The following is a 26,763-nucleotide window of genomic DNA, read 5'->3' as shown; positions in this document are numbered from 1 at the left end:
TCGTTTACAATGTATCGTTGGCGAGACCGAGATTATTTAACAGAATTTTAAGCATTCAGCACAAACGAAAATCGTGCAAAGTCAGTTTAACTACTATCTAACCCTAAATTAAAAACCATGAACCGCAGACAAAAGTTATTGGCGTTCGCAGCCTTTTTCGGAACCTTTTTCACCACCACAAACACATTTGCTCAAGACACCAAGACTAAACCTGAATACTTACACCATTGGCGCATAGGCTTCGGGCTTAATGGCGGAATTCCTCTGGAAGAGACCTATAACTTCAGTTTGGGTGCCGATGCCCGTTTGCAATATGATTTAACGATGAAAACCTCTTTAGCAGCCACCACCGGATACACGCATTTGTTCAGTCCTGGCGAGGATATGGGCTTTATCCCAGCGAAGTTAGGATTCAAATCATTTCTAGGCAATCAGTTTTATGTATTAGGTGAAGTTGGTGGTGCTTTTGGCATCAAAAAAGAACTGGGTAATTCCTTCTTGTGGGCGCCCGGAATTGGTGTGGCGACCAAACACATCGACATCAGTTTACGCTATGAGAATTATAACGATTATGACACGGGACAAATTTCGTTGCGTTTGGCGTATGGGTTTAAATTATAAATCGGTACTTAAAAATTATATGTACTTTTAGGAGCTAATTCCCGCTATCCGCTGTATCTTTTTCCGAAGGCTTCGAGAACCTCAGCCTTCGAAAAAAGGATGCCGCTATTATCGGGGCTAATTTATTCGTCTGAACATCATGCACAAGTTTACTTTAGAACTCCTTTGTCAAATTATCGGAATTGGTTCGGCTTCAGGACTGCTTTTCAAGAACAATCACGTTTTAATTGTTGGTGACAACAGTAGCTTTTTATACGATTACAACCTGGAGCGTAAAACCTTAGAAGAATTTCCGTTGGCTGAAGTTCCGCAAAAAAACATCGCAAAAAAGGAAAAACCGGATTATGAAGCCATCACCGAGTTTGAAGGCAAAATCTATATTTTCGGATCGGGTTCTAAAGAAAACCGTATGCAAATGTTGCAGGTTGATGCTACAACCAAAGCAATTGAAACCACAACAGATTTGAGCGATTTGTATTTATCCATGCAAACTTTCGCCAATTTACCCCAAGACGATTTGAATATTGAAGGCGTTGTTCGAAATGCTGACGAATGGTTTTTCTTCAATCGTGGCAATGGTGCATTAGGAAAAAATATTGTTTTTACAGTTCAGGGCAAAAATCTGACAGAAGAATTCAACCTTATTACCAACGAATACAAACTTCCAAAAATCAAAGGAATTCGCACCAGTTTTACCGATGCTGCATTAATTGAGGATAAAATTTACTTTTTGGCAACCGCCGAAAACACAGAATCGACGTACAACGATGGCGAAGTTTTGGGAAGTATTATCGGGCGTATTGATTCCAAAACCATGAAAATCGACTTCACTAAAAAAATTACCGAAACCCAGAAATTTGAAGGACTGACATTGTATAAAGAAACCGATAAAACCATCAGTTTTTTACTTTGTGAGGATAACGATACGGAGGAATTGAAAGCGGATATTTTTGTTTTGACTATAAAAAAATAAAAAGGCTGCAATTGCAGCCTTTTTTTAATTCTATTTTTCAATCTCTTTCAGACTCTCCATCTTCTTGTGCGCCAAAAAACCTTTGATATCTTCAAAATGTTCTTTCACGCGTTTGTGACCGAATTCGAATACTTTTTCTGCCAAACCATCTAAGAAATCGCGGTCGTGGGAAACCAGAATTAAAGTGCCGTCGAAATCGCGCAACGCATCTTTGATGATGTCTTTGGTTTTCATATCCAAATGATTCGTTGGCTCATCCAGAATTAAAACGTTTACCGGCTCTAACAACAATTTAATCATCGCCAAACGTGTTTTTTCTCCTCCGGAAAGCACTTTTACTTTCTTTTGAATATCGTCGCCTTTGAACATGAATGCACCTAATAAATCTTTGATTTTAGTTCGCACATCGCCTACCGCAATCTGGTCGATGGTATCGAAAATAGACAATTCACCGTCCAACAAAGCCGCCTGATTTTGTGCAAAATAGCCAATTTGAGCATTGTGCCCGATTTCTAATTTTCCGCCGTCGTGCTCGATTTCTTTCATAATGGCTTTAATCATGGTCGATTTCCCTTCCCCATTTTTACCAACGAAAGCAACTTTCTGACCGCGTTCAATTACCATACTGGCGTTGTTGAACACCACATGGTCGCCATATTTTTTAGACAATTCTTCCACAACCACAGGATATTGTCCGGAACGTGGTGATGGTGGAAATTTTAATTTCAATGCCGACGTATCTACTTCATCTACCTCAACCAAAACCAATTTTTCAAGCATACGTACACGCGATTGCACCTGCTCCGTTTTTGAAAAAGTTCCACGGAAACGCTCAATAAACGCCTGATTATCGGCAATGAATTTTTGTTGCTCGTCGAAGGCTTTTTGTTGGTGAACCCTACGGTCTTTGCGCAATTCCAAATAATCGGAATATTTGGCTTTATAGTCGTAGATTCTTCCCATCGTCACTTCAATGGTACGATTCGTAATACTGTCAACAAAGGCTCTGTCGTGGGAAATTACCATAACGGCTTTAGCCTGATTCACCAAGAAATCTTCTAACCACTGGATACTTTCCATGTCCAAGTGATTCGTCGGCTCATCCAAAAGGATTAAATCTGGTTTCTTTAAAAGGATTTTTGCTAACTCGATACGCATTCTCCAACCTCCGGAAAATTCGGAAGTGGATCGGGTGAAATCTTCTCTTTCAAAACCTAAACCTTTCAGTACTTTCTCAACCTCAGCTTCGTAGTTTACTTCTTCAATCGAATAGTATTTTTCAGAAAGTTCCGAAACGCGTTCAATCAGTTTCATGTAATCGTCACTTTCGTAATCGGTACGAATCGTTAACTGCTCGTTGATCTCGTCGATTTCCTTCTTCATGTTCAACACGCCAGCAAACGCTTTGGACGTTTCTTCCATTACAGTACAATCATCCGCCGTAAGCAAATGCTGTGGCAAATAAGCGATTACGGCATCACTTGGAGCAGAAATTCCGCCACGTGTCGGTTTGTTTTCACCGGCTACAATTTTTAAAAGCGTGGATTTTCCGGCGCCGTTTTTCCCCATTAAGGCGATTTTATCATTCTCGTTAATGGCAAAAGTGATGTCGCTGAACAAAGTCGTTCCGCCAAATTCTACCGCGATGTCGTTTACTGTAATCATTTTAAAAAAAGTTAGAAATCAGAAGTTAGAAGCCGGAAGACCAAAACTCTAATTTTTTGAAGGTGCAAAGATAGTTGAATTTGAGAATGCGGCAATTTGAAAATATGAAAATATGATAAAAGAATTATCTGAAATTTAACCCGATTTACTTTTTAAAAATATATTTTTGCACGGTAACAAATCCTACTTATGAAAAAAAAATACTTTTTATTTTTATTGTTATTCAGCACTTTGGGAGTTTTCGCTAGTAAGTTAGCTTGTCCGACAGTTACAGCTGTTTTATCATCGAGTGCTTATTGCAGTGGTGAGCAAATTTTAATCCAGTTAGACAGTAATGTCCCAGGAACAACTTATACCTGGACGGTAACACAAAACGGTATTTATGGAGCTGCACCTGGATCTACATCTAGCAATTCTATTTCGCAAACCCTTACAACTTCCGGACAAACCACAGGAACTGCAACCTATTTAATCACTCCTTTTGCCGATGGCTGTACTGGAACACCAATACAGGTCGTAGTTACTGTGAATCCGACACCTAGCATCGTAGGACCAAGTACAATTTCAATAGGTAGTGGATCAACGACTTCAATTTCATTCGGATCATCTACTCCCGGGATTGTTTATTCATGGACTCTAAATCAATCCGGTGTTACTGGAGGAAATTCGGGTTCAAACAGTACTGGAAATATCGGACATACACTATACACGACCGGCAACTATATTGGGCAAGCAGTTTACGTTGTAACACCATACCTTAACGGATGTCCTGGCAATCCCGTAACAATCACAATCAATGTTTACCCAACACCGATAGCAGTTGCAACTCCGTCATCTGAAACCATAACATCTGGAGAATCAACCGATGTAAACTTATCAAGTAACATTAATAATACAACATATACTTGGTTTGTATTTGCTGACAATGTAAGTGGCGCAAGTGATGGTAATGGTGATACAATTAACCAAACCCTAACGCTAACAAATCCTAACTCATCGGGAACAGTGACCTATATGATTACTCCTTCAGCTCAAGGTTATTCAGGAAATTCTATTGAAGTCATTGTAACGGTTAATTCCAGTTTAGGCATACATGATTTAGAAACATATAACTTCTCTTTAAGCCCAAACCCAGTAATCAATCAACTACACGTTAAAGGTGATGCATTACTTTCTAAAATTACCATCTGCAATCAGCTAGGGCAGGAAATTTTGGTAAAAGAATGTTACGCTAACGAAGCACTATTAGATCTTTCACAATTAAAATCAGGAATCTATTTTGTTCAACTAGTATCTGATAGCAAACAATCTTCCTATAAAATTATAAAACAGTAATAAAAAAGCCTCGATTTTCTCGAGGCTTTTTTTATTCTTCATCATCCATTTCAAAAAAGAGCGGTTCAATCATGATTTTATCAGCCATGATTTCGACTTTTTCGGTAATTGCGGTACAAAAGAACAAACGCTGTGTTTTGGCAATACTATCGGAAAGACGCGTGATTTTAGGTTCCAATCGGTTTCTGAACAACACATCGGCATCATCGACCACGAACATTTTCAATTGGTTGACATCATAACCTGCTGTTCCAAACATTTCAGTTAGACGATTTGGCGTTCCGACTAAAACATCAATCCCGACGGATATTTGGTTTTTATCGTAATCTATGTCGCTTTTATCGTGGGTTCCGTAAATGCGCAAATCGGTATACTTTCCTAAAACGGAAAACATTTCTAGCATTTCTAGCATTTTCTCTTTGTCTTCTACAACAACCAAAGCTCTTGGCGAAACCATGTGTGCTCTTTCCAATCGTTGAATGACATTGAAAACAATTGTGGTAGTTTTTCCGCTTCCACCAACAGACTGAACTACGGCATCCACACCGCTTTTAATGGTGGAAAATGTTTCCTGCTGCATTTCGTTGGCTTCGATTAAATCAGCTTCGATTAAGGCTTTTTGCAGGTTGGGATTTATTTTTTTTAATTGCATACTTTAGTGAATAGTAATTAGTTGTTAGTAATTAGTAAAGAAGCGACTAATCACTAATTACTCAATTTTATTTGCTCGCAAAGAGTTTTACATCATTCTCTGAAATTTCAGTTCCTCCTAAAATAATCAGGCGTTCCACTACATTTCGCAACTCACGGATGTTTCCGGTCCAATCGTATTCCTGAAGCAGCTTAACGGCTCCGGACGAGAATTTTTTTACCGAATTTCCTTGTTCCGAAGCAATTTTATCCGCAAAATGATTGATCAATAACGGAATATCATCGCGACGGTCGTTCAAAGCCGGAACTTTGATTAAAATCACAGCCAAACGATGGTACAAATCCTCACGGAATCGGCCTTCGTCAATTTCTTTCTTCAGATCTTTGTTGGTAGCTGCCACTACGCGAACATCGATTTTAATGTCTTTGTCAGCTCCTACTCTTTGGATTAAATTTTCCTGTAAAGCGCGTAATACTTTAGCCTGAGCGGGTAAACTCATATCGCCGATTTCGTCTAGGAAAATGGTTCCGCCGTTAGCCGCTTCAAATTTTCCGGCGCGGTCTTTTACAGCTGATGTAAACGCTCCTTTTACATGACCAAATAATTCGCTTTCAATTAGTTCAGACGGAATGGCGGCACAGTTTACTTCGATTAATGGTGCTGTGGAACGCTCACTTTTTTCGTGCAACTGATGTGCAACCAACTCTTTACCCGTTCCGTTGGGTCCGGTGATTAGTACGCGAGCTTCGGTTGGTGCTACTTTCTCAACCATTTCTTTGATCTGATTGATGGGAGCACTTTCCCCTATCATCTCGTAGTTTTTGGAAACTTTCTTTTTCAGGATTTTGTTTTCCACTACAAGCTGTTTCTTATCTAAAGCGTTGCGAACAGTATTGAGCAATCGGTTCAAATCCGGTGGTTTGGAAATGTAATCAAAAGCACCTAAACGCATCGTATTGACAGCAGTTTCCAAATCGCCATGACCGGAAATCATGACCATTGGAATTTCAGGTTTGATTTTCTTAACGGCTTCTAACACTTCTTCACCGTCCATTTTGGGCATTTTGATGTCGCACAACACCAAGTCGTAATCTTCGTTTTTGATTTTTTCTAAGCCTTGCAGACCGTCTTCGGCTTCTTCGACTTTATAGGTATCGCTTTCCTCCGAAAGAATTTTAGTTAAAACCCTGCGGATGGCAGCTTCGTCTTCTATGATTAATATTTTTGACATTTTCTTCTTTTTAAATCGATTAAATCTCTTTAAACATTAGTATTTAAGCCATTTGTACAATTCTTTCCAGGTTGGTTTTTTGCCGTACATTAAAATTCCGACGCGGTAAATTTTAGAGGCAAACCATACAATCCCGATGAAACTTCCAAACAACAAAACAATCGACAAAATTAATTGCCAAGTCGGAACACCAAACGGAATTCGCATCAGCATTACGATTGGCGAGGTTAACGGTATCATGGAAAACACGGTCGCTACTGTGCCGTGTGGATCTTTCATCACGGTAAAGAAACCTACGTAAACTCCTAACATCAAAGGCATGATAATCGGTAATAAAAATTGTTGGGAATCGGTTTCTGAATCTACTGCAGCACCAATGGCAGCATACAATGAACTGTATAAAAAGTAACCTCCGATGAAATAAATGATGAAATACACAAACAGAGTGACCGTTGGAATTTCGTTCAGATACAATTGAATTTTACCGATAAAACCATTCGCCATTTCCATTTGTTCCGGTTGCAATTGGGTTGTAGTGGCTACATCGGCCTGACTTGCACCGAATAAGGAAAGTACAAACATCAATCCTAAACCTAGAACAATCCAAACCAAAAACTGTAAAATTCCGGCTAAAGAAGTTCCGATGATTTTACCCATCATCAACTGAAAAGGTTTTACCGAAGAAATAATGATTTCGATAATACGGTTGGTTTTTTCTTCGATTACACTGCGCATTACCATGTTTCCGTAGATGATAATGAACATCATAATCAGATAACCGAACAAAAATCCGATACCGATTTTGATTTCGTTTAAGAACTTCAAACCTTCTTCACCCGAGAATTTCGAAACGTGAATATCTGATTTCACTTTCGCTTTTTCAATTTTATCCGAATCAAAACCTAAGGTTTGTAAATTGCTCTTACTCAGCTTGGCATTGATGACGCTTTCCATTTCCATCAGAAATTCCATGCGTGGGCTGTCGTCTGAAATGTACTCGGTTTTGGTTGCTAATTCCTGAACATCAGCTACTTTCGGAACATAAATCATCCCTTCGTAACTCTTGCTGGCAGTGTCTTTTGCAACAGCGAATGGCATAGCTGACAAATCTGTATAGTGAATTTCATCTGAATTTTTAAAATCGCTCTTAAAAACTCCCGCTTCGTCGTGAATGGCAATTTTCTTCACTTCACCTTCATTTGCATTTGACAAATAGGCAATCAAAGCGGTCATCGCCACAATTAACAACGGCCCTAAAAAAGTCATGACAATGAACGACTTGTTGCGAACTTTGGATATGAATTCTCTTTTTATGATTAATGATAATACGCTCATTATTATGGTTTGGTTACGGTTTGAATAAAGATGTCGTTGATGCTCGGGATTTTTTCCATGAAATGGGTTACCTGTCCGTTTTGGGTTAGGATGTTCAATAGTTCGTTTGGAGCTGAACCGTTTAACTGTACTTCGATTTTCAGTTCGTCGTTAAGCGATTTGAAATCGGTTTGTTGCAATTGGAACTTTTGTGTTAAATCGTACATCAAGCGTTCGACATTATTAGAAAGAATTCCAACTTGGTACGCGTTGGTTCTGTGTGCTTTTTTTACATCGATTAGCTTTCCTTCGATTAGTTTATTCGATTTGTGGATTAGTGCAATATGGTCGCACATTTCTTCCACGCTTTCCATTCGGTGAGTTGAGAAAATAACCGATGTTCCTTTCTTGTTCAATTCGATGATTTCGTCTTTGATTAAATTCGCATTCACCGGATCGAAACCTGAAAACGGCTCATCGAGAATCAACAATTTCGGCTGATGCAAAACGGTTACGATGAACTGCACTTTTTGTGCCATTCCTTTGGACAATTCCTGAATCTTTTTATTCCACCAGCTTTCGATTTCGAACTTTTCGAACCAATATTTCAGTTGTTTTTTGGCTTCGGATTCTGAAATTCCTTTTAACTGCGCTAAATACATACACTGCTCACCCACTTTCATTGTTTTGTACAAACCGCGTTCTTCCGGCATATAACCGATGTATTGTACGTGTTTTGGTGCTAATTTTTCGCCGTCCAAAAGCACTTCACCTCCGTCTGGCATGGTTATTTGATTGATAATTCGGATTAAAGAGGTTTTTCCGGCTCCGTTTGGCCCTAAAAGCCCGTAAATACTACCTTTCGGAACACTTAAGGAAACATTATTTAAAGCTGTGTAGTCGCCGTATTGTTTAACGACGTTATTCACTTCGAGAATTGAACTCATGAATTTATTAGTTTTTGTAAAAATACGTATTTGATACGAATTGTGGGAATTTGTTACACAAAAAAACCCATTACCAAACAGATAATGGGTCTTTTTCAACTATAAAAAAATTATGAAAACATGTCTTTCACTTTTTCAAAGAAAGACTTATCGGTTTTTTCAGGTTTCGGAACAAAATTTGGATCTTCCAACATCTTCTCGAAAAACTGCTTCTGATCTTTATTCAAAGTTTTTGGTGTCCAAACATTAACGTGAACCAACAAATCGCCGCTTCCGTAGCTGTTCAGACTTGGAATTCCTTTGCCTTTTAAACGAAGGATTTTTCCGGATTGAATTCCTTCTTCCAATTTAATACGCACTTTACCGCCAACAGCTTCAATTTCTTTCGAAGTTCCTAAAGCTGCTTCTGCAAAACTGATGTATAAATCATAATGCAAATTTTCGCCTTCTCTTTTCAAAAATTCGTGCTCTACTTCTTCGATAGCGACAATCAAATCGCCTGGAATTCCGTTAGAGCCCGGCGCATCATTTCCTTTTCCAGAAACTTTTAACTGCATGCCATCTACAACACCTGCAGGGATTTTGATTGACACCGTTTCATCTTCCAAAAGCATTCCGTGTGCATCGGCTCCAGCTGGCTTGCTGTCAATGATTTGACCCGTTCCGCCACAGCTTGAACACGGTGACGAAGTTTGCATTCTTCCTAAAATCGTATTGGTAACGCGCATCACCTGACCCGAACCATTACAGGTTGAACAGGTTTTATAGCTCACACCTTTCGCCTGAACTTTGCGTTTTACTTTTACTTTTTTCTCCACGCCGTTGGCAATTTCTTCCAGCGTAAGTTTTACTTTGATACGAAGGTTGCTTCCTTTCATTCTGCGTTGACCGCCACCGCCGCCAAAACCTCCGAATCCGCCACCAAAAGCTCCTCCAAAAATATCGCCAAACTGACTGAAGATATCATCCATATTCATGTGATGACCGCCGCCGCCAAATCCTCCGGCACCATCAAAAGCAGCATGACCGTATTGGTCGTAACGTGCTTTTTTGTCAGCATCACCTAAAATCTCGTAAGCCTCGGCAGCTTCTTTGAATTTGTCTTCCGCTACTTTATCGCCCGGATTTTTATCAGGGTGAAATTCGATGGCCTTCTTTCGGTACGCTTTTTTAATTTGATCTGGAGTTGCACTTCTGTCAACACCCAATACTTCGTATAAGTCTTTTTTACTCATCAGTTCTTCCGTTTAGAAGCTTATGCTCCGATAACTACTTTCGGGAAACGGATAATTTTGTCTCCCAGTTTGTATCCTTTCTCTACTACATCAACTATTTTGCCTTTCATGTCATCTCCTGCCGGAATTTGGGTAATGGCTTCGGCAAAATCAGCGTTAAAGTCATCTCCTGACTTGATTTCCACTTCTTCCAAACCTTTTGAAATTAAGGTCGATTTGAGTTTTTCGTGAATCAATTCAACTCCTTTAACCAACGCCTCATCTTCCGATTTGGAAATTTGTGCCATGGCTCTGTCAAAATCATCCATTACGGGCAACATCGCCTGTAAAACTTCCTGACCGGCAGTTTTAAAAAGTTCAACACGCTCTTTAGAAGTGCGCTTTTTGTAATTTTCAAATTCTGCAAACAAACGTAAAAATTTATCTTTTTCTTTGGCTAAATCTTCCTGTAATTGTTCTTCAGCAGTTAATTCTGAATTGGTAACTTCTTGGTTTTCTGAAACATTCTCATTTTGCATCGTTTCATTCTCCATGTTTTCAGTATTTTCCTGGCTCATATTTTTAGTTCTTTTTTTAAACATCGTTGTATTCTCTTTTTCAGATTGCAAAAGTATTGCCAAAGCTTGAAAAATGCCAATTTGTCACGAAATATTTTTATAGCTCTCTTTAAAGAGTAACTTTAATATAATTTTAAGAAGATTTCGGTTTCAAATAAATAGATTTGTTTATCATCTAAATCCTTCATTTATGAAAAAAATAGCTTTAAGTTTAGTTTTAGTTGCATCCCTTTTTGTCGTTTCCTGTAAAAAAGACAAGCCTGCCGAAGGAAGTGACACAGTTACCACACAAGATGCTGTCATCACACCTGGCGATATTAAACTTGCGGTAAACACTTCAGAATCTGTAGTAAATTGGATTGGTTCTAAACCCGCCGGAAAACATACGGGAACAATTAGCATTAAAGAAGGTGATGTAACCGTAAAAGATGGCGAAGTTCAAAACGGAACCTTTATTTTAGACATGAATTCTATTGCTGTTACCGATTTGAAAGCCGGTGACGGAAAAGAAGATTTGGAAGCGCATTTAAAAGGAACAAAAGACAAAGAAGCTGAAGATCACTTCTTTAATGTAAAAAAATATCCTACCGGAAAATTTATAATTGCTAAAGTAGCTCATGAGAACGGAAAAACTATTGTTTACGGAAATCTGACTTTGAAAAACATTACCAAAGCTGTTAATTTTCCCGCAACTGTTGTCGCGAATGATTCATTGGTTTCAATTGAAAGCGAACCGCTAATGATTAACAGAACGTTTTGGAATATCAATTACGGTTCGAAATCGGTTTTTGATGACTTAAAAGACAAGTTCATTAACGATGAAGTGGAAATAAAAGTAAACGTGAAAGCGTCGAAAATATAATTATTAATTCATCTTACGATTATAGTTAGAGCGTCCTTTGGGACGCTTTTTTTTGTATTTAGATTGCTACATCTAAAAACAAATAAACTGTTTTCTTTTAAAATTCATGAATTTTGAAAAGACAAAATAATTAAAAATAAGATTTTTCTTGTTTTTTTATAACTCAAATTAGCGATAATTGAATTATTTAACAATACGTTGGTTGAATAATAAAAAATTAAAACATCTTCCATTTAACTCAATTTTTATAAAATTCTCATATTTTTAATTAATATTTCATAAAAATATATTTGTAAAATTCAAATAACATAACTATCTGAATTAATCAACACAAATACATTTAACTATGAAAAGAAGATTACTTACATTACTTTTTGTTTTAGGTTTATCATTTGTATCCGCACAAAATGCAGTTCATCTGGATGGCGTTGACGACTTTGTACCGACAACCTTACCGGCTATCAATGGAAACACTGCCAAAACATTTGAAGCTTGGATTAAAACCACATCCAATTCAAATACCGGAACTGGAGGCATACAACACGTAATCGCAGACATGGGAAGCAGCACAGGAACCGGAGGTCGTTTCACACTAAACCTATTATTCAACAATGCTTTGCGATTAGAAGTTAACGGAAACGGTATAAGCGGTACCACTCCATTAAACGACGGAAATTGGCATCATGTTGCTGCTACATATGATCCTACTCTTGCAACAAACAAAGTAAAATTATATGTGGATGGAAATCTGGACGGTCAAGGAAATTTAACGGTTACAGTAAATACTGGTACAGCAATTCCGTTTCAAATTGCTAAGCGTGTTGATGGCGTTAATCCTTTTCAGGGAAATATGGACGAAGTTCGGGTTTGGAATGTAGCCCGCTCAGCAGCAGATATCATGGCAAATAAAAATATCGAATTCTGTTCTCCTCAAACCGGATTAGTTGCTTATTACAAATTCAACAATGGTATTGCAGACGGAAATAATGCTGGATTAACCTCTATCCCTGATCGTTCTGGAAATAACAGAACAGGAACATTGACCGGTTTGGCTTTAAATGGAACAACTTCAAATTATTCTACCGGAGCAACATTAACCTTAAATACTGTTGACGCTACTGCTACAGTTAGCGGTGCTCTTTTAACAGCTAACGAAACAGGTGCAGGAACAACCTACCAATGGATTGATTGCGACAATGGCAATGCAATCATCGGTGGAGAAACAAATCAGACATTTACAGCTACAGCTTTAGGCAATTATGCGGTTAGAGTTTCTAAAAACGGATGTAACGCAACTTCAAGCTGTTATCCGGTTACTACATTAACTTCTGCTGATTTTGGCGCGAAGTCAAGCATCAAAATATATCCGAATCCTTCTAATGGAAATTTTAGCATTCAGTTAGCTGAAATGGAAAGTTCGGTAGTAGTGATGGTTAAAAATGTAGCTGGTCAAACAATCCTAAAGAAACAATTTAACAACACCAATAATTTTACGGTGAATCTAAACGAAAGTGCCGGAATTTACTTCGTTACTTTGGAGAACGAGTACGGAAAACAAAGTACACACAAATTAGTAGTACAATAAAATATTCGAAGCGCTTTACTTAAAGCGCTTCTTTTTTTAATAAATCGTCCAGAGCTTTTTCAAGTATTTTGTATTTAAACTGAAAACCGTTATCAAGAACTTTTTGAGAACTTACCTGCTGACTTTCGTATAGCAGAATATGCATTTCTCCTAAAATAGCCTGCATGACGAATTTTGGGATTCCGGGCAGATAAATATCCTTATCAATGGTTTTTGCGATCGACTTGGTTAATTCTTCATTAGTAACGGGATGTGGAGCAACGGCATTGAATACGCCATTCCATTGATTCTGAATAGCAAAAAGGAAAATTGCAGCCAAATCGTGAATGTGAATCCAAGACTGCATTTGCTTACCATTGCCGAAAGGAGCTCCAATTCCTGATTTAATCGGTTTAGCCATTTGAGTAAGAGCACCACCATTTTCAGACAAGACAATCCCTATCCGCAGTTTGCATACCTTAATATTTAAGCGATGAAAAGCATCAACGGATTCTTCCCATTTTTCAGTGACAGTTCCTAAAAAAGAAGCGCTGACTTTCGTTTCTTCTTCTGTATAAATCGTCTCATAACTACTCGGATAAATACCAATTGCTGATGCGGAAATAATCTGTTTAACAGTATTCGGATTGTCTTTTAAGGCTTTGTATAATAAATTGGAAGTGAAAATTCGGCTTTCGAGAATTTCCTGTTTGTTGGCTTTCGTCCATCGTTTTGCTATGCTTGCTCCTGCCAAATGTACAATGGCATCCACGCCTAACAGACAGTTTTCATCAATAACTCCTGTTTCAGGATTCCAGTAAAAACCTTGGTAATGCGGCTCGCCTTCAATTTTTCGCTTCGAAGTCGTTAAATAGTGGACGGAAATTCCGTTTTGGAGCAACAATGAAACCAGCTCCTTTCCCACCAAACCTGTCGCACCTGTTACTAAAATTTTCATCCTCAGCTTTTTATTACAAATTTAAAAGCCGAAAGATAAAAAATAATGTTAATTGTACTAGGTTTAACTTTTGGGAAGATTTACTTTACTTTAATACTCCATTCAAAATCCATTTCAGAAACCTGATCGCCTTTTTCGTCGGTTCCGATAGATTTCATCCAGAAGGTTTGTCCTTCATTAGTTGCGATTGCGCGTTGAATTGCTTCTTCCAACAAATGTCCATCTTTACATATAAAGGTGATTCTTCCTTTAGCTTTTTTGGTGAAGTTCCCTTTGTTGTTGGCAACCAGCATGGAAATATTTTTTCCGCTTTTCTTAATCTGATACATCACTAAAGCGCCGGTGGTAAGTTCCGCAGCCATCGCCTGCACCGCAAAATACATAGAATTAAACGGGTTTTGGTTTATCCATCGATGCTTTACCGTTACTGTACATTGCTCGGTAGAAATCTGTTTTACACGAACGCCACTCCAAAAAGCTGAAGGCAATTTAAAAAACAGGAAAGTATTCAATTTTGACGGTGTGAACTCCATAACACTATATTTTAGGCTAATGTACAAAAAAATACTATGCATTCATATAAAATTACAATTGTTAAAAAAATGTTAATTATTAGTACTTTGTATTGCAAGGTATCTTCTTTTAGACTTATCTTTGTATAAGAGATTAATAGCTAATCAATAGTATTATTAAAATAAGCATCAATCATCATGAAATCATCAATCATTTATTTAGGAATCGCTTTAATCACATTTAGTAATGTAATTACAGCAACAGGTCAGCAATCGGAAATCAATAATCGCTTAACGCAATTAGCCTTTGCTGACGGAAATGTAAAAGAAAACAGAAGTTCTTCGGAAACGACAAAAAACGAAAAGGCTTTAGTTTCTTCAGAAATAGAGCTGATAACTTTTCCGACGTATCAGAAAACCATGGAAGAAATCATAGCCGAAAACAATCAGATTACCGAAAACGTTCTTAACACAACACCAACTGAAAAAACTGAAATCGAAGTAATCTTAGAGATGAATCGTATCAACAACGAAAAAACCATGGAAGAAATCATCAGCGAAGACAATTTAATCATCGAAAACGACTTCTCTAACAAACAACCAATCGCTGTGATAAAACCAAAAGAATTGTAGTTTCAATCATCAATCAAATCAATCAAAATCAAATCACCATGACAACCACATCCGACAAAAGTACCGCTACCCTATTGCAACTCAGTTCGCTGACGCAGTACTTTATTCCGCTGGGTAATTATTTCTTCCCGATTTTAATCTGGGCCTTCAGAAAAGACAAATCCCAATTTGTAGATTACAACGGAAAACAGGTTTTGAATTTTCAACTGAGTCTTTTATTGTATTCGGTAATTCTTATAGCGATTGCGGTGCCAACTTTGTTGTACAGTTTTTTCAGCAATGTGACTTTTCAGCAATTGGAAAACGGAAATTTCGACATCGATCAACTGGCTGTAGTGAACTTAAGCGGAATTGCCATCGTAGCCATCACAGCAGTCGTAATTTTTTTCACACTGAAAATAGTTGAGTTTTTCCTCATCATTTATGCCGCTGTAAAAGCCAGTAACGGAGAGCAATACAAATATCCATTGAGTATTTCGTTTATAAAATAAATCATCAATCATCATCAAAAAATGAACAGTTTAACCACAAAAAAAGCAATTCTATGAACATTGAGAACACCAAAGCTCAGATGCGTAAAGGAGTTTTAGAGTTCTGTATTCTATCGGTATTGAAAGAAAAAGATGCCTACACTTCAGAAATCCTAGACACTTTAAAAAACGCTAAATTATTAGTTGTTGAAGGAACGGTATATCCGCTGCTTACACGATTAAAAAACGACGGTCTGCTCAACTATCGTTGGGAAGAATCCACTTCAGGTCCACCCCGTAAATACTACGGTTTAACCGACGAAGGACACGAATTTTTAAAAGAATTAAATGGCACCTGGAACGAACTAGCCGGAGCCGTAAACACAATAACTAGCCAAAACCAATAGTCATGAACAAGACAGTAAACATAAATTTAGGAGGTTTTCCATTCACAATTGACGAAGACGCCTTTCAAAAACTGAGTCGTTATTTCGATGCTATCAAACGTTCCCTTTCTGCAGACGGAAGAGACGAAATCATGAACGACATCGAAAGCCGCGTAGCAGAATTGTTAGCTGAAAAATTATCTGACAGCAAACAAGTTGTAGGTTTAACCGAAATCGATCAAGTAATCGCCGTAATGGGACAACCTGAAGATTACCGCATTGAAGACGAAAACGAAAAAACATCATATACAACTTACAATCCGACAGGTTCTAAAAAACTGTACCGTGATAAAGAAAAAGGTATGTTAGGTGGTGTTTTGGCAGGTTTCGGACATTATTTTGGAGTTGATCCGCTTTGGTTGCGCATCATCATGGTTATCTTATTGTTCAGCTGGGGAATTGGTATTATTCCGTACATCATCTTCTGGATTTTAGTACCGGAAGCTAAAACTACAGCCGAAAAGCTAGAAATGACCGGGCAGCCGATTACCATTTCCAACATCGAGAAAAAAGTAAAGGAAGGCTTCGCTGAAATTACCGATACCGTTAACAATATCGACCATCAGAAAATTGCCGACAATGCAAAAAGCGGCGCGCAAAAAGTGGGAAGTTCTTTAGAAGAAATCATCATGACCATTTTTAAAGCAATTGCCAAAGTTCTAGGAGCGTTTATTGTTGTAATTTCAGCATCATCTTTAATCGGTTTGCTTATTGCTTCTATCATGCTGATTTTCTCATCAACGATGCCGGATGCACCTTGGTTTAACTACATTAATGCTGAAAATTATACAGATATTCCAATGTGGTTGTTAGGGATTTTATCGCTGTTGGCTATCGGAATTCCGTTCTTTTTCTTCTTCCTTTTAGGATTGAAATTGTTAATCAGCAACTTGAAATCGATTGGGAACTACGCGAAATTCACTTTACTAGCGGTTTGGATAATTTCAGTAATCGCTTTGATTTACTACGGAGTTCGTCAGGCAACTGAAATTGGTTTCGACGGAAAAGTGGTTAAAAAAGAGCAACTGTTAATTCAACCGAACGATACGTTGAACATCAAATTCCGTTTCAACGATTATTTCTCGAAAACTGCCAGTATCAATACAGATTTCAGATTTACGCAGGATTCGGCACAAAACGAAGTAATTTACTCGAACAACATCGAATTACATTTGTTAAAAACCGCTGATTCACCGTATATCCAAATTGAAAGAACTGCGGAAGGAAAATCGTTAGCCGATGCTAGAAGTCGTGCGGAAAAAATCAAATACAGTTTTGAAATTCAGGGAAATACCGTAATTTTAGACAACTATTTACTGACCGATATTGAGAACAAATACCGCAATCAGAAAGTGAAAATTTTTCTTTACTTACCTGAAGGAACTGTGATTCATCCGGACACGAATACATCTCAGTATTTGGACAACGATTATTCGAACTATTACTTCTTCAGCGATGACGAGTCGTACTATTATAAAATGGAAAAAGACGAATTAAAATGTCTGAACTGTCCGGCCGAAGAAGAAAATGAAGATTGGCACACCGAAGAAAATGACACAACAAATGCCAAAACCACTACAGTTACTTTAAACGAAAACGGTTTACAAATCAAAGAAAGCAAAAAAGTAACCAACAAAGAGGTTGAAGGTATTAAAGTAACGAAAGACGAAGTAATCATTAAGACCAAAAACTAAAAAATGCAATCATCAATCAAACATTTTTTAGCAATTACAATAAGTCTGACAAGTTGGTTTACAAATGCTCAGCAGGTAGTAATCGAACCAAAGCCCGAGCAACCTATTATCGAAAAAGGAGAACATTATAATTACCTGAATTTCGATTTTGTAATCCGTAATAGTTCTAAAGACACTTTGAAACTAACACGTCTTGAAGTGCACCTTTTAGATAAAAACAACCAACTTATCCAGCAAAAGTTCTTAGACAACAACGGTACAGCTCCCAGCATAAACACCATTCCCGACAGACAGTGGAATGGTGTTGCTGAGAGTTTGATTTTCAATCCTTTTCACGAAGTAAACAACCTCACAACTAAACTGGAATATACGTTTACGTTTAACGATTCTATTGAAGTTAAAAAGGTTGTAACTCCTACTGATTATAAGCAATCGGTTGCCTTTGATTTACCCTTAAAATCAAAAATGCTGGTGTATGACGGACATGATTTTTATTCGCATCACCGCAGATTCAATTACGAATTTCCAATGATTAAACAATTAGGTTTTAATGGAAATTTCATGAGATTTGCTTATGATTTTGTTATTCTGAATAAAGAAAACAAACAGTATAAAGGAGATGGCGAAAAAGACTCAGATTGGTTTGGTTTTGGCGCTGATGTTTTAGCAGTTGCCGATGGGGAAATCATTGTTTTAGAAACCAATCAGAAGGACGATAAATCATTCGATATTCCAAGTCTAAAAACCAACCCGTTAGTACTTTACGGAAATCATATTGTAATCAAACACCAAGATGGCGCTTACAGCATGTATGGTCATCTAAAGCAAGGCAGTTCAGCAACCTTAAAAAAAGGTCAACAGATAAAGAAAGGACAGAAAATTGGGCAGATTGGAACTTCAGGAAGTTCATTTTTCCCTCACCTCCACTTTGAAATGCGTAACAACACCAATCACGATGCTGAAGGACTGCCTTCCTATTTCGACAATTATTCCGTTCATATCGGAACCATTAAAAAGGAAGTTAAAAGAGGTATGATTAATACCGGAGATATTTTACAATCTAAATAATCAATCTAAAACGAATAATCATGATCAAACTAGTAATCAACCTAACCAAAGCCATCGTGGTAACTCTAGTTGCCGTATTGTTTGGTTCATGCAACATGAACATGAACTTGGGTGGGCTTAAAAAAGTAGAAGGCAACGGAAACGTAATGACAAAATCGCGCGATGTTTCAGATTTCACTTCTGTAAGTGCCAGCAACGGTTTGGAAGTAATTTTGGTTCAAGGACCAACATCTGAAATTAAAGTGGAAGCCGATGAAAACCTACATCAGCACATAAAAACTGAAGTAAACGAAGGCGAATTGAAAATTTTTACTGATGCAAATTTACGCAATGCTAAAGAGAAAAAAGTGTATGTGCAATTGGCGAAGTTAAATACTTTGGAAAGCTCAAGCGGCGCATCGGTAACCAGTAAAAACGCGTTTGACAATACTTCGATGAATGTTTCTTCGAGCAGTGGAAGTGAAATCGATTTAAAAGTAAACGTTGCTTCGTTAAATTGCCAAAGTAGCAGCGGAAGCGAAATTAAAGTAAGTGGAAAAGCCGACAAATTAGATACTGAATCGTCAAGCGGAAGTTCGATTGATGCAAAACAATTAACAACTAAAACAGCTTTTGCAGATTCGTCAAGTGGAAGTTCAATCGACTTACAGTCACCGGAAACACTAACGGCAGAAGCATCCAGCGGAAGTTCCATTTCGTATGAAACCGAACCCAAAACATTGCAGAAAAAAGCCAGTTCCGGCGGAAGTATCGGAAGAGATTAATCAAAAAAGAAAAACATCAGTAATAGCTGATGTTTTTTTTTATATTTGTGTAAACTAAAGAACTTACCCAAATGAAGAAACTTTACTTTCTACTGTTTGCAATGCTCATGGGCACTGCTGTTTTTGCCCAGAAAAAAGAGAAAATAAAGGGATCAAAAATTGTTACCGTTACTCAAAAAGAGGTTGAACCGTTCCAAAATTTGGATATTACGGACAATCTTGAAATTTTCATCATCAAAGGTGACAAACAAAGCATCGAAATCGAAGCCGATGACAACCTACACGATGTTTTAAAGTACGAAATGAACGGAAGTACATTACAGTTGAGTTCCACTAAAGATGTTAGCGGTGCAAAAAAATTCAGTGTTCGTGTTACGTATACTGATGATTTGAAATTGATTTCGGTGAGAAGCGAAGCACAATTAAATTCTCTAGCCGATTTACAAGGCGATAACATTACCGTGAAAAACTATGATTATTCCAAATCGTACTTAAATGTAAAAGCGACGCATTTTACTTTAATCATGAACGATCGCTCGAAAGCGGAACTAAACGCTAAATCCGAATCGGTAACCATTGAATTGAGCAAAAATGCTGAAGTAAAAACCTTGATAACAACACAAAGTTTAAAGTTTGATTTGTATCAGAAAACCTCAGCAACTATTGAAGGTGATGCTGCTTCCGCTAAAATCCGTTTGGACAACAACGCTAATCTGACGGCTAAAAAACTAAACGTTTCTGAAATGGAACTTGTAGCAGAATCCTATTCCAATGTTAGTGTAAATGTTGCTAAAAATATTAGCATAACTGCTGCCGGAAAATCGGAAATTCAATTGTATGGCGAACCAAAAATTAATATGGTTAAATTTACCGACAACGCTATTTTATATAAGAAACAGTTAAACTAATAACAATAAAAAAATCCCAATCTATCGATTGGGATTTTTTTATTTCTGTTTAAATAATTAATGTCCTTTTGCTGCTAAATAACGCTCCGCATCCAAAGCCGCCATACAACCTGTACCCGCAGCCGTAATCGCCTGACGATATACATGATCTGCCGCATCTCCACCTACAAAAACACCCTCTACACTTGTTTTAGCAGTTCCCGCTTGGTTGATGATGTAACCTGTTTCGTCTAATTTCAAATAGTCTTTAAAAATATCCGTATTCGGTTTGTGTCCGATGGCTACGAAGAAACCTGTAGCTGGAATTTCTTTCACTTCTCCGGTTGTATTGTTTTTAACGCGAACGCCGGTTACTACATTTCCGTCTCCTAAAACTTCTTCAGTTTCTGTATGCAATAAGATTTCGATGTTTTCAGTATTGCGAACACGTTGCTCCATAATTTTAGAAGCTCTGAACACTTCACTACGCACCAACATCGTTACTTTTTTACAAAGCTTTGACAAATAATGAGCTTCTTCACAAGCACTGTCTCCCGCTCCAACGATGATTACTTCCTGATTTCTGTAAAAGAATCCGTCGCAAACCGCACAGGCAGAAACTCCTCCACCCATTTGCAAATAATGTTGTTCCGATGGCAATCCTAAATATTTAGCGGAAGCACCTGTCGAAATAATTACCGTATCACAGTGAATTTCTTTGGTATCATTCACCCAAACTTTGTGAATTGGTCCTGAAAAATCAACTTTGGTAGCCCAACCGTCGCGAATATCCGTTCCAAAACGTTTTGCTTGTTCTTGTAACTGCACCATCATTTCAGGTCCGGTTACACCTTCTGGATAACCTGGGAAATTTTCCACTTCGTTAGTTGTTGTCAATTGCCCACCTGGCTGTGTTCCTTGATATAAAACCGGAAACATATTTGCTCTGGCAGCATAAATCGCAGCAGTATATCCTGCTGGTCCTGAACCTATAATAAGGCATTTTACTTTTTCTATAGTATCAGACATAATCTCTGTGTTATAATTAATTTTTGAAGCTCACAAATGTAAGTTTTAATTAAAAAATTTCCTTGAAAAAGATATCAGATTTAACTATTGAAAAATAAATCAGATTTATTGAGAAAAACATTTTGGAAATAGATTTTTAGTTTTATATTTGCACCCACATTTACACGGGGTGTAGCGTAGCCCGGTCATCGCGCCTGGTTTGGGACCAGGAGGTCGCAGGTTCGAATCCTGCCACCCCGACAAATTAATCCTTTCAGTTTTCTGAAAGGATTTTTTGTTTAAATTTAAACTCTAAATTAAAATTATCATGAAATATATTACGGTATTAGTTTTACTATTTTTAAGCATAAATACAACTTTTGCACAGCAGCCTAAAAAGACACAAAAGGCAGTTATCAAGACTACGATTACTTGTGATCATTGCAAAGAATGTGAAACCTGCGGACAATTATTCAATCAGAAGTTACTGCGCGAAACCGGTGTGCAAATGGTTAATATTGACACCGAAAAAATGACCATCGAAGTGATTTACAACTCCAAAAAAACAACTTTGGATAAAATCCGAACAGCCATCAGTAATTTAGGTTATGATGCAGACGACGTAAAAGCGACTCCGGAAGGCTATGAAAAACTGGACGGTTGTTGTAAAGCATAACTCATAATACAATAATTAACGAATCCTTTCCTTAAACCGGAAGGGATTTTTTACTTTTATTCCTTTTAGAATTCGGCTTTTGAATTGATAAATTCCTATTTTTGCCAAGACAAATAAACACAACATTTATGCTGATTATCGGAATCGCCGGCGGAACCGGAAGCGGAAAAACCACTGTAGTTCACCAAATTATGAACGAATTACCGGAAACGGAAGTTGGAATTATTTCCCAAGATCATTATTACAAAGAAACGCACGATTTAAGTTTAGAAGAGCGTTCTAAAATCAACTTCGATCACCCAAGAGCTATTGATTTCGAGCTACTTACTCAGCATTTAAAAGAACTAAAAGCCGGAAATGCAATTGATCAGCCGTTGTATTCTTTCGTTCAGCACAACAGAACCGGTGACACGATTCACACCTTACCAAGAAAAGTAATGATTGTGGAAGGAATTCTAATCCTAACCAATCCGGAATTACGCGAATTGTTCGACATTAAAATCTTCGTTCATGCCGATTCAGACGAACGTTTAATCCGTCGTTTAAAGCGTGATATTGCCGAGCGTGGTCGTGACATGGAAGAAGTCTTGAACCGCTATCAGACAACGCTAAAACCAATGCACGAGCAATTTATCGAACCAACAAAAGCTTTTGCCGATATCATCATTCCGAACGACAAATACAACACAGTCGCCATCGATGTGGTTCGCGCCGTAATCAACCAAAGAATTGCTTAATTTTCAGTATATTTACAACTCATGAAGAAAGCATTCGAGACTTTAGTAGCCCAATATCCATTTCTGAAAATATTCGGAAATCGTTATGTTTTGGTGTTGCTTTTCTTCACGATCTGGATGCTTTTTCTGGACAATTATTCTTATTTGGAACACCGCGTTCTTAACAAGGAAATTAATGAGTTGGAAGACAATAAAAAATACTATCAGGACGAAATCAGAAAAGACAACGAAAACATCAAAAAACTGAAAAACCCTGGACAGATTGAAAAATACGCTCGCGAGAAATACTACATGAAACGCGAAAACGAAGATATTTACATTATTGAATTTGAAGATGAAGTACCACACGACGGTGCTGAATAACAAATATTACCATGAGCGATAAGCTATTTTCAGAATTCGAAGGCGTTTCTTCAAAACAGTGGAAACAACAAATCCAATACGAATTAAAGGGAGCCGATTATAACGAAACTTTGGTTTGGGAAAGCCCAGAAGGCATTAAAGTACGTCCGTTTTATCATAACGATGAAGCTGAAAAACCGTTGAACATCACTACTCCAACAGAAAGTTTCAAAATTGTACAGAACATTTTTGTACACGATTTGGAAAAATCCATTGCAAGAGCGAACGAAACCCTAAACAGAGGTGCGGAAAGTATTCGATTTACGTTAGAAAATGAGCGAGTCGATATTGAGAAACTACTGAATAGTATTCCAAATGATGTTACGGTTTATTTGTTTTTCGAATTTCTGAATACCGATTTCATCAAAAAAATTGACGGAATTGCTGCCCAACGAAACGCTACAGTTTTTGTTGAAGTCGATCCGATTGGACAATTAGCCAAAGACGGAAATTTGTTCGTAAACGTAGATTCCGATTTTACGGTTTTAAACGATTTGAGCAAATCTTGTCAAAACATACATTTCTTGAGCATTGACACCGCTTTGTACCAGAACGCTGGCACCAATATCGTACAACAATTGGCTTATACTTTAGCTCACGCAAACGAATATTTCAACCGAATTTCGTCAATCAACAAACCGATTACCATAAAAGTTGCTGTCGGAACAAATTACTTTTTTGAAATCGCAAAACTTCGTGCGCTACGCTTGTTATTCAACACTTTAGCAAAAGAATACAACCACAATTTCGATTGTCATATTGTCGCGACACCAACCAAACGCAACAAAACCTTATACGATTACAACGTAAACATGCTGCGTACTACTACCGAATGTATGAGTGCGATTTTAGGAGGTGCTGATGCGGTATCGAATTTAGCTTACGATGCTATCTATCATAAAGACAACGAATTCGGCGATAGAATTTCTCGAAATCAGTTATTGGTTTTAAAACACGAAAGTTATTTTGACATCGTGAACAATCCTTCAGACGGAGCGTATTACATCGAGAGTTTAACGGAACAATTGGCCGAAAAAGCCTTGACTTTATTTAAAGACATCGAAGCAAACGGTGGTTTCATTACACAATTGATTGAAGGAACCATTCAACGTAAAATCAAAGAAAGTGCTGATAAAGAACAGGAACTATTCGATAACGGCAAGGAAATCTTATTGGGAACCAACAAATACCCGAACAAAGAAGATCGTATGAGCCACGATTTGGAATTGTTTCCGTTTGTAAAAACAAATCCGCGTAAAACGTTGATTACACCAATTATTGAAAAGCGATTGGCCGAGAAAATGGAACAGGAACGTTTGGAAACTGAGAAGTAATGAGAAAAGACATTCAACATATAAGTTTAAAGCAATCTGCAGACAACAATCAGCAATTAGCTGAAAACGATAAAAGCTTTACAACTGCCGAAGGCATCGAAGTTAAATCCAACTATTCTGAAGCCGATTTAGCCAATCTGGAACATTTAGATTTCGGAGCCGGATTTGCACCCAACTTACGTGGCCCTTACGCGACTATGTACGTTCGCAGACCTTGGACGATTCGCCAATACGCAGGATTCTCCACTGCCGAAGAAAGTAACGCTTTCTACAGAAGAAACTTAGCCGCCGGACAAAAAGGATTATCCGTAGCTTTCGATTTAGCCACACACCGAGGTTACGATTCAGACCATGAAAGAGTTGTGGGAGACGTTGGAAAAGCAGGTGTAGCTATTGATTCGGTGGAAGATATGAAGATTTTGTTCGACCAGATTCCGTTAGGAGAAATGTCGGTATCAATGACCATGAACGGAGCGGTTTTACCAATTATGGCCTTTTATATCGTAGCTGCGGAAGAACAAGGAGTTGATGCTAAATTACTTTCCGGAACGATTCAGAATGACATTTTGAAAGAGTTCATGGTGCGTAATACTTACATCTACCCGCCTACGCCATCGATGAAAATCATTGCTGATATTTTCGAATATACGAGTAACAATATGCCGAAGTTCAACTCAATTTCGATTTCGGGTTACCATATGCAAGAAGCTGGAGCTACCGCAGATATTGAGTTAGCTTATACTTTAGCCGATGGTTTGGAATACATCAGAACCGGTTTGGCAGCAGGCATGGATATTGACACTTTTGCACCTCGTTTGTCGTTCTTCTGGGCTATTGGAATGAACCACTTTATGGAGATTGCCAAAATGAGAGCCGGACGTATATTGTGGGCGAAATTATTGACACAATTCAATCCGAAAGACGACAAATCGTTAGCTTTAAGAACGCATTGTCAGACATCAGGCTGGAGTTTAACCGAACAAGATCCTTTCAACAACGTAGCCAGAACCGCTATTGAAGCAGCGGCAGCAGCTTTTGGAGGAACCCAATCGTTACACACTAATGCTTTAGACGAAGCCATTGCTTTACCTACGGATTTTTCGGCACGAATCGCTCGTAATACGCAAATCTTTTTACAGGAAGAGACCAAAATCTGCAAAACGGTGGATCCTTGGGCGGGAAGTTATTACGTAGAATCATTAACCAAAGAAATCGCAGACAAAGCTTGGGCTTTAATTGAAGAAGTAGAAGAATTAGGCGGAATGACCAAAGCCATCGAAGCCGGAATTCCGAAATTGAGAATTGAAGAAGCAGCCGCGAGAAAGCAAGCGAGAATCGACAGCGGTCAGGATATTATCGTAGGGGTAAACAAATATCGTTTAGAGAAAGAAGATCCTTTACACATTTTAGAAGTCGATAACCAAACCGTTCGTAAACAACAGATCGAACGTTTAGACCATATCAAAGCGACCCGTGACAATGCCAAAGTACAACAATGTTTAGCTAAACTGACAGCTTGTGCTAATGGCGAACCGGGCAACTTATTAGAATTAGCAGTAGATGCAGCGCGAAACAGAGCCACTTTAGGAGAAATCAGTGATGCGCTGGAAACTGTTTTCGGACGTTATAAAGCACAAATCAAATCGTTTAGTGGCGTGTACAGCAAAGAGATTAAAAACGACGAGAGTTTTGAAAAAGCAAAACAATTAGCGGATGACTTCGCTAAAAAAGAAGGACGCCGACCGCGTATCATGATTGCCAAAATGGGTCAGGACGGACACGACCGCGGAGCAAAAGTAGTTGCTACCGGTTATGCCGACGTTGGTTTCGACGTAGACATCGGACCATTGTTCCAAACTCCAGCCGAAGCAGCCAAACAAGCCGTGGAAAACGACGTTCACATTTTAGGAGTTTCTTCGTTAGCAGCCGGACACAAAACATTGGTTCCGCAGGTAATTGAAGAACTTAAAAAATACGGTCGTGAAGATATTATGGTGATTGTTGGCGGAGTAATTCCGGCGCAGGATTATCAGTATTTGTTTGATGCTGGAGCGGTTGCGGTTTTCGGACCGGGAACTAAGATTAGTGAGGCAGCGATAACTATTTTGAATGTTTTATTGGAAGATTAACAATCTTTAATATTTCCACGAGAGAGTAATCCCGTAAAAAATCTTGTAAAAAACATCAACTTATAGTTGATGTTTTTTATTTTTATCAA

27 protein-coding genes and 1 tRNA gene are annotated in these 26,763 nt (G+C 38.1%); 18 read left to right on the top strand and 10 right to left on the bottom strand.

Translation table 11 applies throughout. The features are described from left to right. The first annotated feature begins 117 nt into the window (after nucleotides 1-117). Both RUH60_RS01245 and RUH60_RS01240 read left to right on the top strand, forming a co-directional pair. Complete coding sequence (locus RUH60_RS01245) at nucleotides 118-621, top strand: hypothetical protein (protein ID WP_313804196.1); 504 nt, start codon at nucleotides 118-120, stop codon at nucleotides 619-621. Nucleotides 622-760: 139 nt separating this feature from the next. Then, the gene (locus RUH60_RS01240; RefSeq protein WP_313804193.1) at nucleotides 761-1,594 is read left to right on the top strand and encodes a DUF6929 family protein; all 834 of its coding nucleotides are present in this window, start codon (nucleotides 761-763) and stop codon (nucleotides 1,592-1,594) included. A gap of 30 nt (nucleotides 1,595-1,624) precedes the next feature. Here RUH60_RS01240 and RUH60_RS01235 read toward each other — a convergent pair whose 3' ends face one another. Then, nucleotides 1,625-3,259 carry an ABC-F family ATP-binding cassette domain-containing protein gene (locus RUH60_RS01235; protein WP_313804190.1) on the bottom strand — a complete coding sequence of 545 codons (1,635 nt, stop codon included), beginning with the start codon at nucleotides 3,257-3,259 and terminating at the stop codon, nucleotides 1,625-1,627. Nucleotides 3,260-3,448: 189 nt separating this feature from the next. Between RUH60_RS01235 and RUH60_RS01230 the strand changes: the two genes are divergently transcribed. Beyond that, nucleotides 3,449-4,594: a PKD-like domain-containing protein gene (locus RUH60_RS01230; protein WP_313804187.1), complete on the top strand. Its 1,146-nt coding sequence runs from the start codon at nucleotides 3,449-3,451 to the stop codon at nucleotides 4,592-4,594. 31 nt (nucleotides 4,595-4,625) lie between these two features. Here the strand turns inward: RUH60_RS01230 and RUH60_RS01225 are convergent, their stop codons facing one another. The 6 genes from RUH60_RS01225 to RUH60_RS01200 form a co-directional block, all read right to left on the bottom strand. Then, nucleotides 4,626-5,246, bottom strand: a complete 621-nt coding sequence (locus tag RUH60_RS01225) for a DEAD/DEAH box helicase (protein ID WP_313804184.1) — start codon at nucleotides 5,244-5,246, stop codon at nucleotides 4,626-4,628. A 67-nt stretch (nucleotides 5,247-5,313) separates the two neighbouring features. After that, on the bottom strand, nucleotides 5,314-6,477 hold the full coding sequence (locus tag RUH60_RS01220) for a sigma-54 dependent transcriptional regulator (RefSeq protein ID WP_313804181.1): 1,164 nt from the start codon (nucleotides 6,475-6,477) through the stop codon (nucleotides 5,314-5,316). A gap of 36 nt (nucleotides 6,478-6,513) precedes the next feature. Continuing rightward, nucleotides 6,514-7,812, bottom strand: a complete 1,299-nt coding sequence (locus RUH60_RS01215) for an ABC transporter permease (protein ID WP_313804178.1) — start codon at nucleotides 7,810-7,812, stop codon at nucleotides 6,514-6,516. A gap of 2 nt (nucleotides 7,813-7,814) precedes the next feature. Then, a complete protein-coding gene (locus RUH60_RS01210) occupies nucleotides 7,815-8,738 on the bottom strand; it encodes an ATP-binding cassette domain-containing protein (protein WP_313804174.1) in 924 nt (307 codons plus the stop codon). A 110-nt stretch (nucleotides 8,739-8,848) separates the two neighbouring features. Then, the gene (gene dnaJ, locus RUH60_RS01205) at nucleotides 8,849-9,973 is read right to left on the bottom strand and encodes a molecular chaperone DnaJ (protein ID WP_313804171.1); all 1,125 of its coding nucleotides are present in this window, start codon (nucleotides 9,971-9,973) and stop codon (nucleotides 8,849-8,851) included. A 20-nt stretch (nucleotides 9,974-9,993) separates the two neighbouring features. After that, nucleotides 9,994-10,530, bottom strand: coding sequence for a nucleotide exchange factor GrpE (locus tag RUH60_RS01200; RefSeq protein ID WP_409559641.1), 537 nt, complete (start codon nucleotides 10,528-10,530; stop codon nucleotides 9,994-9,996). A gap of 190 nt (nucleotides 10,531-10,720) precedes the next feature. Between RUH60_RS01200 and RUH60_RS01195 the strand changes: the two genes are divergently transcribed. Further along, a complete protein-coding gene (locus RUH60_RS01195; RefSeq protein WP_313804165.1) occupies nucleotides 10,721-11,392 on the top strand; it encodes a YceI family protein in 672 nt (223 codons plus the stop codon). A gap of 346 nt (nucleotides 11,393-11,738) precedes the next feature. Then, a complete protein-coding gene (locus RUH60_RS01190; RefSeq protein ID WP_313804162.1) occupies nucleotides 11,739-12,977 on the top strand; it encodes a LamG-like jellyroll fold domain-containing protein in 1,239 nt (412 codons plus the stop codon). 19 nt (nucleotides 12,978-12,996) lie between these two features. Here the strand turns inward: RUH60_RS01190 and RUH60_RS01185 are convergent, their stop codons facing one another. After that, nucleotides 12,997-13,914 (bottom strand): TIGR01777 family oxidoreductase, encoded by a 918-nt coding sequence (locus RUH60_RS01185; protein WP_313804159.1) that lies wholly within the window; start codon nucleotides 13,912-13,914, stop codon nucleotides 12,997-12,999. A gap of 80 nt (nucleotides 13,915-13,994) precedes the next feature. After that, complete coding sequence (locus tag RUH60_RS01180) at nucleotides 13,995-14,447, bottom strand: DUF4442 domain-containing protein (protein ID WP_313804156.1); 453 nt, start codon at nucleotides 14,445-14,447, stop codon at nucleotides 13,995-13,997. Nucleotides 14,448-14,624: 177 nt separating this feature from the next. Between RUH60_RS01180 and RUH60_RS01175 the strand changes: the two genes are divergently transcribed. The 7 genes from RUH60_RS01175 (at nucleotide 14,625) to RUH60_RS01145 (ending at nucleotide 20,409) form a co-directional block, all read left to right on the top strand. After that, entirely contained in the window at nucleotides 14,625-15,059 is a 435-nt protein-coding gene (locus tag RUH60_RS01175) for a hypothetical protein (RefSeq protein WP_313804153.1), read from the top strand. Between the two features lie 38 nt (nucleotides 15,060-15,097). Then, nucleotides 15,098-15,550, top strand: coding sequence for a DUF4870 domain-containing protein (locus RUH60_RS01170; RefSeq protein ID WP_313804150.1), 453 nt, complete (start codon nucleotides 15,098-15,100; stop codon nucleotides 15,548-15,550). 53 nt (nucleotides 15,551-15,603) lie between these two features. Beyond that, complete coding sequence (locus RUH60_RS01165; protein WP_313804147.1) at nucleotides 15,604-15,936, top strand: PadR family transcriptional regulator; 333 nt, start codon at nucleotides 15,604-15,606, stop codon at nucleotides 15,934-15,936. Between the two features lie 2 nt (nucleotides 15,937-15,938). Next, nucleotides 15,939-17,669, top strand: coding sequence for a PspC domain-containing protein (locus RUH60_RS01160; protein ID WP_313804144.1), 1,731 nt, complete (start codon nucleotides 15,939-15,941; stop codon nucleotides 17,667-17,669). A 3-nt stretch (nucleotides 17,670-17,672) separates the two neighbouring features. After that, complete coding sequence (locus tag RUH60_RS01155; protein ID WP_313804141.1) at nucleotides 17,673-18,737, top strand: M23 family metallopeptidase; 1,065 nt, start codon at nucleotides 17,673-17,675, stop codon at nucleotides 18,735-18,737. 20 nt (nucleotides 18,738-18,757) lie between these two features. Beyond that, on the top strand, nucleotides 18,758-19,501 hold the full coding sequence (locus tag RUH60_RS01150; RefSeq protein ID WP_313804139.1) for a head GIN domain-containing protein: 744 nt from the start codon (nucleotides 18,758-18,760) through the stop codon (nucleotides 19,499-19,501). Nucleotides 19,502-19,572: 71 nt separating this feature from the next. Further along, complete coding sequence (locus tag RUH60_RS01145; protein WP_313804136.1) at nucleotides 19,573-20,409, top strand: GIN domain-containing protein; 837 nt, start codon at nucleotides 19,573-19,575, stop codon at nucleotides 20,407-20,409. A gap of 57 nt (nucleotides 20,410-20,466) precedes the next feature. Here RUH60_RS01145 and trxB read toward each other — a convergent pair whose 3' ends face one another. After that, nucleotides 20,467-21,417: a thioredoxin-disulfide reductase gene (trxB, locus tag RUH60_RS01140; protein WP_313804133.1), complete on the bottom strand. Its 951-nt coding sequence runs from the start codon at nucleotides 21,415-21,417 to the stop codon at nucleotides 20,467-20,469. Between the two features lie 165 nt (nucleotides 21,418-21,582). Between trxB and RUH60_RS01135 the strand changes: the two genes are divergently transcribed. From RUH60_RS01135 to scpA, 6 genes are all read left to right on the top strand, one after another. Then, nucleotides 21,583-21,657 (top strand) — tRNA-Pro (locus RUH60_RS01135). 67 nt (nucleotides 21,658-21,724) lie between these two features. Further along, nucleotides 21,725-22,072: a heavy-metal-associated domain-containing protein gene (locus tag RUH60_RS01130; RefSeq protein ID WP_313804130.1), complete on the top strand. Its 348-nt coding sequence runs from the start codon at nucleotides 21,725-21,727 to the stop codon at nucleotides 22,070-22,072. Between the two features lie 128 nt (nucleotides 22,073-22,200). Further along, on the top strand, nucleotides 22,201-22,809 hold the full coding sequence (udk, locus tag RUH60_RS01125) for a uridine kinase (protein ID WP_313804127.1): 609 nt from the start codon (nucleotides 22,201-22,203) through the stop codon (nucleotides 22,807-22,809). A gap of 21 nt (nucleotides 22,810-22,830) precedes the next feature. Beyond that, nucleotides 22,831-23,172 carry an FtsB family cell division protein gene (locus tag RUH60_RS01120; RefSeq protein ID WP_313804124.1) on the top strand — a complete coding sequence of 114 codons (342 nt, stop codon included), beginning with the start codon at nucleotides 22,831-22,833 and terminating at the stop codon, nucleotides 23,170-23,172. Between the two features lie 11 nt (nucleotides 23,173-23,183). Next, nucleotides 23,184-24,545 (top strand): methylmalonyl-CoA mutase subunit beta, encoded by a 1,362-nt coding sequence (locus RUH60_RS01115; protein ID WP_313804121.1) that lies wholly within the window; start codon nucleotides 23,184-23,186, stop codon nucleotides 24,543-24,545. Continuing rightward, on the top strand, nucleotides 24,545-26,674 hold the full coding sequence (gene scpA / locus RUH60_RS01110; RefSeq protein ID WP_313804118.1) for a methylmalonyl-CoA mutase: 2,130 nt from the start codon (nucleotides 24,545-24,547) through the stop codon (nucleotides 26,672-26,674). Before RUH60_RS01115 ends, scpA begins: the two co-directional genes overlap by 1 nt. Nucleotides 26,675-26,763 lie beyond the last annotated feature (89 nt).

The sequence above is a fragment of the Flavobacterium sp. genome (assembly GCF_032153895.1).
GTDB lineage: Bacteria > Bacteroidota > Bacteroidia > Flavobacteriales > Flavobacteriaceae > Flavobacterium.
Note: the sequence above shows the minus strand (reverse complement) of the source record. Positions and strands in the feature narration are given on the sequence as shown.